Annotated in this window: 11 protein-coding genes; 3 read left to right on the forward strand and 8 right to left on the reverse strand. The window is 66.0% G+C overall.

The genetic code is table 11. The features are described from left to right. Positions 1-81 precede the first annotated feature (81 nt). From OKW28_RS32285 to OKW28_RS32295, 3 genes are all read right to left on the reverse strand, one after another. Positions 82-1599: a DegQ family serine endoprotease gene (locus OKW28_RS32285; protein ID WP_429454531.1), complete on the reverse strand. Its 1518-nt coding sequence runs from the start codon at positions 1597-1599 to the stop codon at positions 82-84. Positions 1600-1767: 168 nt separating this feature from the next. After that, entirely contained in the window at positions 1768-3066 is a 1299-nt protein-coding gene (locus tag OKW28_RS32290) for an ATP-binding protein (protein ID WP_429451576.1), read from the reverse strand. 4 nt (positions 3067-3070) lie between these two features. Next, positions 3071-3733 carry a response regulator gene (locus OKW28_RS32295; RefSeq protein ID WP_027198735.1) on the reverse strand — a complete coding sequence of 221 codons (663 nt, stop codon included), beginning with the start codon at positions 3731-3733 and terminating at the stop codon, positions 3071-3073. A 271-nt stretch (positions 3734-4004) separates the two neighbouring features. Between OKW28_RS32295 and dacB the strand changes: the two genes are divergently transcribed. The 3 genes from dacB (at position 4005) to OKW28_RS32310 (ending at position 7941) form a co-directional block, all read left to right on the forward strand. Further along, the gene (gene dacB / locus OKW28_RS32300) at positions 4005-5645 is read left to right on the forward strand and encodes a D-alanyl-D-alanine carboxypeptidase/D-alanyl-D-alanine endopeptidase (protein WP_429454533.1); all 1641 of its coding nucleotides are present in this window, start codon (positions 4005-4007) and stop codon (positions 5643-5645) included. Positions 5646-5833: 188 nt separating this feature from the next. Further along, positions 5834-6622 carry a sterol desaturase family protein gene (locus tag OKW28_RS32305; protein ID WP_429451578.1) on the forward strand — a complete coding sequence of 263 codons (789 nt, stop codon included), beginning with the start codon at positions 5834-5836 and terminating at the stop codon, positions 6620-6622. 95 nt (positions 6623-6717) lie between these two features. Further along, a complete protein-coding gene (locus OKW28_RS32310) occupies positions 6718-7941 on the forward strand; it encodes an SGNH/GDSL hydrolase family protein (RefSeq protein WP_429451580.1) in 1224 nt (407 codons plus the stop codon). Between the two features lie 151 nt (positions 7942-8092). Here OKW28_RS32310 and OKW28_RS32315 read toward each other — a convergent pair whose 3' ends face one another. The 5 genes from OKW28_RS32315 to fba all read right to left on the reverse strand — a co-directional run bounded on the left by OKW28_RS32315 (position 8093) and on the right by fba (position 13117). Continuing rightward, on the reverse strand, positions 8093-9142 hold the full coding sequence (locus OKW28_RS32315; protein ID WP_429451582.1) for an L-threonylcarbamoyladenylate synthase: 1050 nt from the start codon (positions 9140-9142) through the stop codon (positions 8093-8095). A gap of 10 nt (positions 9143-9152) precedes the next feature. Next, positions 9153-10349, reverse strand: a complete 1197-nt coding sequence (locus tag OKW28_RS32320; protein WP_429451584.1) for a 5-(carboxyamino)imidazole ribonucleotide synthase — start codon at positions 10347-10349, stop codon at positions 9153-9155. A 104-nt stretch (positions 10350-10453) separates the two neighbouring features. Next, on the reverse strand, positions 10454-10972 hold the full coding sequence (gene purE / locus OKW28_RS32325) for a 5-(carboxyamino)imidazole ribonucleotide mutase (RefSeq protein ID WP_429451586.1): 519 nt from the start codon (positions 10970-10972) through the stop codon (positions 10454-10456). Positions 10973-11028: 56 nt separating this feature from the next. After that, the gene (locus tag OKW28_RS32330; protein WP_429451587.1) at positions 11029-11919 is read right to left on the reverse strand and encodes a phosphoribosylaminoimidazolesuccinocarboxamide synthase; all 891 of its coding nucleotides are present in this window, start codon (positions 11917-11919) and stop codon (positions 11029-11031) included. A 133-nt stretch (positions 11920-12052) separates the two neighbouring features. Continuing rightward, positions 12053-13117 carry a class II fructose-bisphosphate aldolase gene (gene fba, locus OKW28_RS32335; protein WP_184226434.1) on the reverse strand — a complete coding sequence of 355 codons (1065 nt, stop codon included), beginning with the start codon at positions 13115-13117 and terminating at the stop codon, positions 12053-12055. Positions 13118-13161 lie beyond the last annotated feature (44 nt).

Here is a 13161-nt window from a genome sequence, read left to right on the forward strand (position 1 = left end):
GCAGTAAATGCAAAGGACCGGCAATCGCTACTACAGCTCAAACTGGGGTGGGCGATCCGTTCGAACCGCCCGGATACTGGATCAGCCGAGATCTACGGGCACGAAAATCTGCGCGTTGTCCCGCTGGATCAGCAGCGCAATGCTGTTGCCTGCGCCCGAAATCATCTGCTTCAGCTGATCGATGTTGGTGACCGGACGGCCATTGACCGCGAGAATCACGTCGCCCGCCTGGATGCCGGCGCTCGCCGCCGCGCCGCCTGCCTGCTGCACGAGCAGACCGTGCGACACCGACGCGCTGCTCTTCTCTTCCGGCGTCAGCGGCCGCACCGCGACGCCGAGACGGCCTTGCAACTGGGTCTGCTGATCGGTCTTGTTCGCCGACGCAACCTTCGCGTCCGAGAACGAGCCGATCGTCACCTTCACGTCCTTGCTGGCCTTATCGCGCCACACTTTCAGCGTCGCCGAGCTGCCCGGCGCGAGACCTGCGATCTTCGCCGGCAGATCCGCCGAATCACTGACTTCGTCGCCATTCACCGACAGGATCACGTCGCCCGGCTGCAGGCCAGCCTTGGCCGCCGGCCCGTTGGCGTCGACCGAGCTGACCAGCGCGCCTTGCGGCTTCTGCATGCCGAACGAGTCGGCGAGCGTCTGGTTCAAGCCCTGTACTGCGACGCCGAGGCGGCCGCGGCTCACGTGACCGGTCTTGACGAGATCGTCTTTGACCTTGATCGCCTCGCTGATCGGGATCGCGAACGACAGGCCCTGGAAGCCGCCCGTCTGCGAGTAGATCATCGAGTTGATGCCGATCACTTCGCCTTGCAGATTAAAGAGCGGACCGCCCGAGTTGCCAGGGTTCACCGGTACATCGGTCTGGATGAACGGCGTGTAGTTCTCGTTGGGCAGCGAACGCGACTTCGCGCTGATGATGCCCGAGGTCACGGTGTTGTCGAAGCCGTACGGTGAGCCGATCGCGACGACCCACTGACCAACCTTGCTTTGGCGCGGATCGCCAATCTTCACCGTCGGCAGATCGCTCGCGTTGATCTTCAGCACGGCGACGTCGGACTGCTTGTCGGCGCCGACCACCTTCGCCTTGAACTCGCGCTTGTCGGTGAGCTTCACGGTGACGACGTTCGCGCCATCGACCACGTGCGCGTTCGTCAGAATGTAGCCGTCATTGCTGATGATGAAGCCCGAGCCGAGGCTCGCGCTCGGCTGGTCTGGCGCGTCTCCGCCATCGCCGCCCTGCATGCCGGGCACCCCGCCAAAGAACCGCTTGTAGAACTGATAGAACGGATCGTTCGGATCGATCGGCAGCTGGTTGCCATTGAGGTTGCCGCCATTACCACGCATCGCGGTTTGCTTGACCACGTGCTTCGCGCTGATGTTGACGACGGCCGGACCATAGGTCTCGACGAGACCGGAGAAATCGGGGATACCGGTTTTGGCGGCTGCTTCGGCTGGCATCATCGCGGCGGCTTCCGCCGGCGAGACGATCTGCGGTGCTGGCACGTCGCGATGGCCCGCCACATAACCGGCTGAAAGCGCAGCGGCCACAGCTACCGCAACGGCGCCGCGGGACAAGGTTTTCGCGTTCATCATGAGCTCCTGACTGGAGAAAGTGACTTTGGATGTCGAGGAGCGTAAGGGGCATCACTTAAAAGAGTCTTAAGCAGCGCCAGATCATGGGAACCTTGTCGGACCGGCCGCTACGGACCACCACGCCAGCATGAACGCCGGCGTTGGCCGAACAGTAAATCACCATGATCAGAAGCGTACGATGACCTGCAAACCACCGGCCGGCGAGTCATCGAGCGATACTTGCGCATGATGTTGGGTGGCAATCCGACGCACGATCGCGAGACCGAGGCCGCTGCCCGCCACGTCGGTGCGCGCGCGATTCGCACCCGCTTCCGCGCGATAGAACCGGTCGAACACGCGCTCGCGATCGGCGGGATCGATACCGGGGCCGCTATCGGCGATCCGCACGACCGGATGGCCGTCCTCGACACGCAGGCTGACGTCGACGCGGCCGCCACGCGGCGTGTACTTGGTCGCGTTGTCGACGAGGTTGTTGAACATCACGCGCAGCGCTTCGGCGTCGCCGGTCACGCTGGCGGCCGCGCTCGCCTCGATGCCGAGGTCGACGCCGCGATTCATCGCGAGCGGCGCGTAGGTCGCGACGCACTCCCGCAGTAGCTCGCGCAGATCGAGCATCACTGCGCCGCCGGCGCCGTCCGGCTCGGCGCGCGCGAGCGCGAGCAGTTGCTCGGCGAGGCGCGTCGCGCGCGTGACACCCGCCTGCAGATCGACGAGCGCCTCGCTGCGGGCTGTGTCGTCCTTCGCGCGCGCGACCAGTTGCGCCTGAATCTGTACCGCGGCAAGCGGCGTGCGCAATTCGTGCGCGGCATCGGCGACGAACGCCTTCTGGATATCGAGCGCGGTCGCGAGCCGCTGCAGCAGCCCGTTCAGCGCACGCACGAGCGGCCGCACTTCGAGCGGCAGGCGCTGATCAGGCAATGGATCCAGCGCTTCGGGATGACGGGTGTCGAGCGCGCTCGTCACGCGCCGCAGCGGCTGCAGCCCGCGGCCGACGATCACCCATACCGCGAGTCCGAGCAGCGGCAGCAGCACGATCAGCGGCCACAGCGTGCGCAGCGCCACATTGGCGGCGAGCCGGTTGCGCACCGACAGCGGCTGCGCGAGCTGCACGACGTTGTCGCCGACGATCGCGCCATATACGCGCCATTCGCCGCGGTCGGTGTGCTCGGTCGAAAAACCGAGTTCGGCGCGCGGCGCGAGCGGCGCACGCGGCCGCGAGTAATACATCAGCATGCCGTTGCGGTTCCAGATCTGCAGCACGATGCCCTCGTCGCCGGTATCGCGGCCGAGCACCTGCGAGAACGGTTCCGCCGGCAGCGCCGCAGCGATCTGCTCGAGCTGGTAGTCGAACAACTCGTTCGCTTCGGCGAGTGCCTGCCGGTAGATCAGCCAGCCCGCGATGCCGACGCCGAGCAGCACGAGCGCGAGCAGCCAGAACAACAGTTGCCGGCGAATCGAGCGCATCGGCTCAGGCGTCCTTCGCGATCATGTAGCCAAGCCCGCGAACGTTGCGGATCAGATCGGCGCCGAGCTTCTTGCGCAGCGCGTGGATATAGACCTCGACGGTATTGCTGCCGATCTCCTCGCCCCAGCCATACATCTTTTCCTCGAGCTGGCTCTTGGACAGCACCGCGCCGGGTCGCGCGAGCAGCGCCTCGAGCAACGCGAATTCGCGCGCGGATAGCGCGACCAGGGCGCCATCGAGCGTCACCTGGTGCGACGCGGGATCGAGGGTCAAATTGCCGTGGCGAATCGTCGAATCGCTGCGGCCGGACTGGCGCCGGATCAGCGCGCGCATCCGCGCACCGAGCTCGTCGAGATCGAAAGGTTTGACAAGGTAATCGTCAGCGCCGGCGTCGAGGCCCTTGACACGATCGGCGACCGCGTCGCGCGCGGTGACGATCAGCACCGGCAGCGCATGGCCGCGCGCACGCAGTGCGCGCAGCACCTCGAGACCGTCGCGCTTGGGCAGACCGAGGTCGAGCAACGCGAGGTCGTAAGGCTGGGCCGCCGCCGCGCGCAGCGCCGCTTCGCCGTCCTCGACCCAATCGACGGCGAAGCCTTCGCCGCGCAGCGCCTTGCGCACGCCTTCGGCGATCATCCGGTCATCTTCGACTAGCAGGATGCGCATGGTTGTCCGTTCCAAAACGTTCGATGATGCCGCATTCTAGCGCCCGCTTCCGACCCGTGCGGCGTGTGGCGCTTTTTTCACCGCAGCCTCGCGGGATGTCACTACAATGGGCGCTTTGCGTCGCGCGACGGCCGTCGGGTAGACTGCGGCGCGCTACCGCGCCGTCAAGGCGCCCAGCTTGCCGTTCCATCGTCCCTCGCACGGCGCACGCCGCTCGCCGCTCGCCGCACACCTTGAAATCCTGCTCGTCCGTTTGCCCGTTCACCCGTTCATGACGCACCCTTTTCTGTCTTCCGTCGCACGCCGTATGGCGCTGCACTCGCGCCGTATGTTCGATCGCGCAGCCTTCATGCCTAATCGCGTCGTGCCGCGCGCGGCCGTCTGGCTCTGCGCCGCCGCGCTCGGCGCAGGCACGCTGCTGCCGCTGACGGGGGAGGCACGCGTCAAGGCCACGCATCTGAGCGTCAACGTCACGACGGTACTGCCGCAGCCGGTGATGGTCGGCCTGCAGCGCGCGCACGTGCCGTTGTCGTCGATCAGCGTGGTCGTCGAAAAGGTGGGCGATCGCACGCCGATCCTCGCGCTGAACGCCGGCAAGCCGATGATGCCCGCCTCGACGATGAAGCTCGTCACCACCTACTCAGGCCTGTCGATCCTCGGTCCCGGTTACCGCTGGCGCACCAGCGCGTACGCGGACGGCCCGCTCGACGCGAGCGGCGTGCTGCACGGCAATCTGTACATCCAGGGCACCGGCGACCCGAAGCTCGTGCCCGAAGAACTGATCGACCTCGTGCAGAAGATCCACAAGGCGGGCATCAACGGTATCGACGGCGCGCTGGTGCTCGACAAGCGCTACTTCGATCCGTCGACTCGCGACCTGCCCGCGTTCGACGACGACGTGAACGCGCCGTACAACGTCGGCCCCGATCCGCTGCTGTACGCGTTCAAATCGCTGTCGTTCACGCTGACGCCATCGCCGGACGGCACGGTGGCGATCGACGTGCTGCCCGCGCTCGCGCAACTGCGCATCGACAACCAGCTGCGTGCGACGAGCGGCCCATGCCGGGGCGAGCTGCCGACGCCGACCGTCACGCCGGAGCCTGACGGCACGCTCGTCGCGTCGTTCATCGGCGACTTTCCGGTGCGCTGCGACGCGCGCACGATCAACGTCGCCGTGCTCGATCACTCGACGTTTTTCGCGCGCGGCTTCCTCGCGCTGTGGCAGCAAACCGGCGGCACATTCACCGGCGCGACCCGCGAAGGCGCAGTGCCCGCCGGCGCGAAGCTCGTCGCCAGGCACGAGGGGCCGATGCTGTCGGACATCGTTCGCGACATCAACAAGTTCAGCAACAACACGATGGCGCGCAACCTGTTCCTGACAATCGGCGCCGCCGAGGAAACGCCGCCCGCCACGCCCGCGAAAGCCGCGCACGCGGTCGAAGCTTTCCTGACGCGCGACAGCCTGAACACCGAATACCTGTCGCTCGATAACGGCTCGGGCCTGTCGCGCGACGAACACATCACCGCGCTCGCGCTCGCCGATGTTCTGCAACGCGCGAACGCGAGCCCAGTCGCGCAGGTGTTCGTCGACTCGCTGCCGATCGCCGGTGTCGACGGCACGATGCGCAACCGCCTGACCAGCCAGGGCGCGGGCGGCAACGCGCACATCAAGACCGGCACGCTGCGCGACGTGCGCGCGATCGCCGGCTACGTCGCGTCGGCCGACGGCAACAGCTATGTCGTCGTCAGCCTGATCAACGATCCGCATTCGGAAGCGGCGCGCGCCGCGCACGACGCGCTGCTCGAATGGGTGTACGAAGGCCCGTCGCAGGGCTTTACGAAGGTTTCCGCGCCCATCGAGGAAGCGCGCGGGAAGCCCAGGAAAAACCCGCGCAAGCGCGGCAGCCACTGAGTATTCCTTCTAGCGATGCCGCGCGCGGCAAGCTCCTAACCGTGTACGCTGTCGGGCAGCATGCGGCGCGCGACATCACGGGCTTGCCGCGCAGGGCGCCGGTCGTGCAGACCGCGCGACCTCACGAACGATAACGACACCACCCGCCGCGTACCGCGCGGCGGTCAGGGACCAGGAAGGGAGACAAGATGCAATTCGATGCCGAATTGCTGCTGCTCGCCATGGCGCCCGTCTTTCTTGCCTGCATCGGCTGGGAGGCGTGGCACGTGAGCCGCACGCGCCCGGCCGAGCGGCTCTACAGCTGGCGCGACACGCTGTGCAACGCCGCGCTCGCGCTGCTGCAGCAGGCCGCCGACAAGCTCGCGTGGCTCGCGATCATCCCTGTCTACGCGTTTTTCTACGAGCATTACCGCATTCATGCATGGCCGGCGACATGGCTGTCGTTCGTCGTGCTGTTCGTCGCGCAGGACCTGCTCTATTACGTGTTTCATCGCTGCAGTCATCGCGTGCGCTGGCTGTGGGCCGCCCACGTCGTGCATCACTCGTCGGAGTGGATGAATTTTTCGACCGCGTTCCGCCAGAGCCTGATGTACCCGATCGCGGGCATGTGGGTGTTCTGGATTCCGCTCGCCATTCCTGGCTTTGCTCCGAAGCAGATCGTCGCGATCGTGCTGATCAATCTCGGCTTCCAGTTCTTCGTGCACACGCAGGCGATCGGCAAGCTCGGCTGGCTCGAATACGTGTTCAATACGCCGTCGATCCATCGCGTGCATCATGCGCGCAACGAACGCTACATCGATCGCAATTACGCAGGTGTACTGGTGATCTGGGATCGTCTGCTCGGCAGCAGCCTCGACGCGGGAGCCAACGCGCATACGCATTCGGGTACGGACAACATCGTGAGCAAAGCCACCGCAGAGCTACCCGGCTTGAACTCAAACCATACGGTCGCGCTTCGGACATCGCGCAGGCCGTAGAAGATTCTGTAAGCTGTCGTCACGCCGCCAACGCGGTGGACGCCGCCTGCAACACATGGCATCAAGGGCCACACATACGAGGAGATGCAGTCAACATGAATCAAACCGCTTCGAAGAAACAGCAATGGTTGCGCGTCACGCAGATCGCAGTGGCGAGCGCAGCGTTCGCCGCGCTCGCGGCATGCGGCGGTGGCAGCGACAACAATAGTTCGAGCAGCAGCAACACGCCGCCGGGGGGCGTCACGCTGCAGGTCGTGTCATTCGGCGACAGCCTGTCGGATGTCGGCACATACATGCCGGCGGTCCAGGCGAACGTCGGCACGGGCGGCGGCCGCTTCACGACGAATCCGGGTGAGGTCTGGACGCAGAAGGTCGCCGAGTACTACGGCGGCACGCTCACCGCCGCGTACGTCGGCGGCTTCGGCATGCCGCTCACCGCGACGGGCGGCCTCGGTTACGCGCAGGGCGGCTCGCGTGTCGATCTGCAGCCGGGCGAAGGCTACGCGCCGAACAACATGGCCGCGACGACGGTGCCGGTCACGACGCAGGTCGCCGAGTATCTGGCCGGGCACAATAACAGCTTCAATTCGAACCAGCTCGTGCTGATGAACGGCGGCGCGAACGACATCTTCGTCGCGGTGCAAGCGGTCTCGGCTGCCGGTACGGCAGCGGCGACGCAGGCGCTCCTGAAAGGCGGTACCCCGGCCGACGCGCAGACGGCCGCAGCCGCCGCGTCGCAGACGGCCACGCTGGCCGCGCTGCAGGACATCACCACCGCGGCGACCACGTTCGTCGGCACGGTGCAGAAGGTCGTCGCGTCGGGCGCGACGCACGTGGTGGTGTCGGACGTGCCGGACATCGCGCAGACGCCGCAAGGTCTCGCCGCGGGCGCGCAAGGCCAGGCGCTCATCAACGCGCTCGTCAAGACCTACAACGGCGTGCTGCAGCAAGGCCTCGCGTCGAGCAAGCAGGTCATCTACGTGAGCGCGTTCGCGTGGATCGACCGGACGTTGCAGAACTATCAGTCGCTCGGTTTCACCGTGTCGAATGCGGGCACCGCGTGTAACCTGGCGTCGATGGCCCAAAGCGCGACCACGTACGCGACGAACAATCCAAGCGTGCTCGCATCCGGCCAGACGGCGGCGGACTTCGGCAGCGCGTTCGCGAAGTCGCTGTTCTGCTCGCCGCAAACCTACACGGTGGCCGGCGCGGACCAGACCTACATGTTCGCCGACCTCGTGCATCCGACCACGCATCTGCAAGCGCTGTTCGCACAGCAGGTCGAGACGCAGATCGCTGCTAGCGGGCTTGGCAAGTAACGCGGGGTTGGCCGTGGGGTTAGCGGTATTCACATGACAGCTAACCTGCATCGCTAAGGCTGGCTAGATGGCAAAAGGCCCGGCTCGTTGAACGAGCCGGGCCTTTGTCTTTTCCGGTGGCCACGCCATGCAGCGCAGCGAGCCGATTGCGTCAGTGCTGCGTTTCGAACGCCGCCGCCGCGCGCCCGAGCCGATCGTTGACCGCGATCCATTCGATCGTATCGGGCAGCTTCTCGATCAGAATCCGCGTGACGTTCGCGCGATCGAGCGCGCGCAGCAAGCCGTAGAGTTCGCGTGCATAGACGTGCGGATCTTCCGGCGCGGCGACGAAATGCACGCCGTCGACATCGGCCCAATGTCCCGCACGCGACGCGCGCGCGACCAGCGCGACGCGCTCGCCCGGCTCGCGCACCGCGAGAAGCGGCTCGAGCTCGCCGAATGGCAGCAGCACGAGCGGCGTGCGCGGCGCGTAATGCGCTTTCAACGTGCCCGACGCGCGCGGCGCGGTCGCGTCCGACCCGTCGGGCAGACGCGGCGCCTCGCCGAGCACGTCGGCGATATCCTGCGGCGTCACGCGACCGGGCCTCAGCAGCGCCGGAAAGCCGCGCGATAGATCGAGAATCGTCGACTCGATACCGACATCCGACGCGCCGCCATCGAGCACATGAATCGCGCTGCCGAACTCGTCGCGCACATGCTGCGCGGTGGTCGGGCTCACATGCCCGAAGCGGTTCGCCGACGGCGCGGCGACGCCGCCATGCCCGCCGCGCAACGCGCTGAATGCATCGAGCAACGCCTGCGCAACCGGATGCGACGGGCAGCGCAGTCCCACCGAGTCCTGCCCGCCGCTGACCGCCGCCGGAATGCGCGCAGCGCGCTTGAGGATCAGCGTGAGCGGTCCCGGCCAGAACGCGTCGATCAGGCGCTGCGCATCCGCCGGCAAATGCTCGACCCAGTAGTTCGGATCGCCATGCGGCGCGAGATGCACGATCACCGGATGATTGGCCGGCCGCCCCTTCGCCGCGTAAATGCGCGCGACCGCGTCCGGGTTCTCGGCATCGCCGCCGAGGCCGTACACGGTTTCCGTCGGAAACGCGACCAGTCCCCCCGCGTCGAGCAAGGCCGCCGCGTGCTCGATCTGCGCGGCGCTGACCGGCAATGCGTTGGTAGCGTCCTCGGCGGGTTTCAGTTGATCCGGCATGGCGCGCGCGTCAGCTGGTAGCGATGTGCAGCAGCCGCGCGCAATCGCGCGCCGCGGTGCGGGCTTCTTCGAGGGTCGGCGCGGTGAAGTTCACGTGGCCCATCTTGCGGCCGCAACGCGCCTCTTCCTTGCCGTACAGATGCAGGCGCGCTGACGGCATCGCGGCGACTTCCTGCCACGGCGGCGTGACCGCCGCGCGCTTCGGACCGTCCGGAAACCACACGTCGCCGAGGATGTTCAGCATCACCGCCGGCGAATGCTGGCGCGTGTCGCCGAGCGGCATGCTGGTCATCGCGCGCACCTGCTGCTCGAACTGGCTCGTCGCGCACGCGTCGACCGTGTAGTGGCCGGAGTTATGCGGGCGCGGCGCCATTTCGTTGGCGACTAGCGAGCCGTCTTCGAGAATGAAGAATTCGACGCACAGCACGCCGACGTAGCCGAGCTTCTCGGCGATCTGCAGCGCGGCCTGTTGAGCCTGCTGCACGAGCGCCGGCGACGCGTCCGGCGCGGGGACGATGGTGTGCGACAGCACGCCGTCGCGATGGGTGTTCTGCGCGAGCGGATAGACGACCGACGCCCCGCTCGCCACGCGCGCGATCAGCGCCGACACCTCGAACTTCAGCGGCAGGCGCTTCTCGAGCACACACGGCACGCCGCCGAGCGACGCATGCGCCTCGCGCACTTCCTCGGCGTTGCGCACGCGAATCTGGCCTTTGCCGTCGTAACCCATGCGCGCCGTTTTCAGGATGCCGGGCAGCACCGCTTCGAGCTCGCCATCGCCCAGCGCCGCAAGCGCATCCGACGACTCGATCACGACGTGCGGCGCAACCGTCACACCCGACGACGCGATAAAGCGCTTCTCGGCGATCCGGTCCTGCGCGACGGCGACACAACGCCCCGCCGGGCTCACGAAGGTGGTCTTGCCGAGAAAGTCGAGGCTCGCGGACGGCACGTTCTCGAATTCGGTCGACACCGCCGCGCACAACCGCGCGAGTTCGGTCAGCGCCGCTTCGTCGTCGTAGGCCGCGCGCAGGTGGCGGTCGGCGACCGCGCCGGCCGGGCTGGTTTCGTCCGGATCGAGCACGGCGACGCGATAGCCCATCGCCTGGGCGGCGAAACAGAACATGCGGCCGAGCTGGCCGCCACCGACCATGCCAAGCCATGCGCCGGGCAGAATCGGTGAAATCGGTATGTTGTCAGGGTTCATCTTGGTGGTCGGTCGCGGCCGGATACGCGTCGCGCTCGCACCGCGAGCGGCGGGCATCCGGCCGGGGGTCGGACAGGAGACGTCTTATAAAACAACCAGCGCGCTTACAGCGCCGGCAATACCATCGCGTGAGCCACTTCGTTCTGGCGCACACGGAATGCAGCGAGCTTGTCCGCGTATTCGGGGCTGGTGCCGGAGAGCAGGGACACCGCAAACAGCGCCGCGTTCGCGGCACCCGCCTCGCCGATCGCAAACGTCGCGACCGGCACACCCTTGGGCATCTGCACGATCGAATGCAGCGAATCGACGCCCTTCAGATACTTGCTCGCGACCGGCACGCCGAGCACCGGCACCGTGGTCTTCGCGGCCAGCATGCCCGGCAGATGCGCGGCGCCGCCCGCACCCGCGATGATCGCGCGAATGCCGCGCTCGCGTGCGCTTTCAGCATAGGCGAACATTTCGTCGGGCATGCGGTGCGCGGACACGACCTTCGCTTCGTACGGCACGCCGAATTCCTGCAGAATCGCGACGGCGTTTTTCATCACTTCCCAGTCGGAACTGGAGCCCATCAATACGCCGACGACCGGCGCATCATGCGTATGGGCGGTTTGTGCTTCACTCATCTTACGGCTTCCTTGTTTCCCGGCGATGCGCGCCTGACACGGCGCGCGCGATCAGATCAGTCGAGCTTGTGGCCGGTCAGGCGCTCGAGCGCTTCCTGGTACTTCTCGCCCGTTTTCGCGACCACGTCGTCCGGCAGCTTCGGCGCCGGCGGCTCTTTCTTCCACGGCTGGGTTTCGAGCCAGTCGCGCACGAACTGCTTGTCGAACGACGGCGGGTTCGTGCCGACCTGGTACTGGTCCGCCGGCCAGAAGCGCGACGAATCGGCGGTCAGCGCCTCGTCCATCAGGTACAGCTTGCCGTGGTTGTCCAGACCGAATTCGAACTTCGTGTCCGCAATGATGATGCCGCGCGTGGCCGCGTAATCAGCGGCTTCCTTATACAGACGGATCGAAATGTCGCGGATCGTGGCCGACAGTTCGGTGCCGATGCGGCGCTCCATCTCGTCATAGGTGATGTTTTCGTCGTGGTGGCCCATCTCGGCCTTTGCGGCCGGCGTGAAGATCGGCTCGGGCAGCTTCTGCGCGTTCTGCAGACCCGGCGGCAGTTGCACGCTGCAGACCGAACCGGTGGCCTGGTAATCTTTCCAGCCACTGCCGGCCAGATAGCCGCGCACCACCGCTTCGACGAGGATCGGCTCGAGACGCTTGACGACCACCGCGCGCCCCTTGACCTGCTCGACTTCGTCCGGCGCGACCACCGACTCCGGCGCGACGCCCGTCAGGTGGTTCGGCACCACGTGCTTCAGTTTCTCGAACCAGAAGTTCGCCATCGCGTTGAGCACGCGACCCTTGTTCGGAATCGGCTCGCCCATGATCACGTCGAACGCCGACAGACGGTCGGTCGTGACGATCAGCAACTGGTCGTTGCCCACCGCATAGTTGTCGCGGACTTTGCCGCGGCCGAGCAGCGGCAGCGAGCGGAGCGTGGATTCGTAGAGGGTAGACATCGTCGTGGTTCGCTAAAAGTGGTGCAAAAAATGTGACCGGAACAAAAGGGAAACGCCGTTCCCCCGATGATGCGGGAACGGCGATCGGACGACAACCTGGCCAAACGGCCAGGCGCGGAGCCAAAACTACAGCTTAACGGACGACTTGCGCGAGCTCGCCCGACTTGTACTTCTCCGCAATTTTATCAAGCGAAACCGGCTTGATCTTGCCAGCCTGGCCTTCGCAGCCGAATTGTGTGTAACGGTCGATACAGATCTTCATCGCCGCTTCGCGCGCCGGCTTCAGGTAATCGCGCGGATCGAACTTGCCCGGGTTGGTCGCCATGTAGCGACGGATCGCGCCCGTGATCGCCAGACGCAGGTCGGTATCGATGTTGACCTTGCGCACGCCGTGACGGATGCCTTCCTGGATTTCTTCGACCGGCACGCCGTAGGTTTCCTTCATGTCGCCGCCGAATTCGCGGATTTCCGCGAGCAGCTCCTGCGGCACCGACGACGAGCCGTGCATCACGAGGTGCGTGTTCGGAATGCGCTGATGGATTTCCTTGATGCGCTGGATCGACAGAATATCGCCCGTCGGCTTCTTGCTGAACTTGTAGGCGCCGTGCGAGGTGCCGATCGCGATGGCCAGCGCATCGCACTGGGTCAGCTTCACGAAGTCGGCGGCCTGCTCCGGATCGGTCAGCAGTTGTTCACGCGTCATCGTGCCTTCGGCGCCGTGGCCGTCTTCCTTGTCGCCCTTCATCGTTTCGAGCGAACCGAGCACGCCCAGCTCCGCTTCCACGGTGACGCCGATCGAGTGCGCCGCCTCAACGACCTTGCGCGACACTTCGACGTTGTACTCGTACGATGCGACCGTCTTGCCGTCGGCTTCGAGCGAACCGTCCATCATCACGCTGGTGAAGCCGCTGCGAATCGCCGCCATGCACACCGCCGGCGACTGACCGTGGTCCTGGTGCATCACGACCGGAATGTGCGGATACGACTCGACCGCCGCTTCGATCAGATGACGCAGGAACGGCTCGCCCGCGTACTTACGCGCACCGGCCGACGCCTGCATGATGACCGGGGCGTTGACCTTGTCGGCCGCGGCCATGATCGCCTGCACCTGCTCCAGGTTGTTCACGTTGAATGCCGGAAGGCCATAGCCGTTTTCCGCGGCATGGTCCAGCAGTTGACGCATTGATACGAGAGGCATGCTGAAACTCCTTAGATTGAAACGAATTCTTTTGCCGTCGGCAT

Origin of the sequence: Paraburkholderia sp. 40 (assembly GCF_050434105.1) — a bacterium.
Classification (GTDB): domain Bacteria; phylum Pseudomonadota; class Gammaproteobacteria; order Burkholderiales; family Burkholderiaceae; genus Paraburkholderia; species Paraburkholderia tuberum.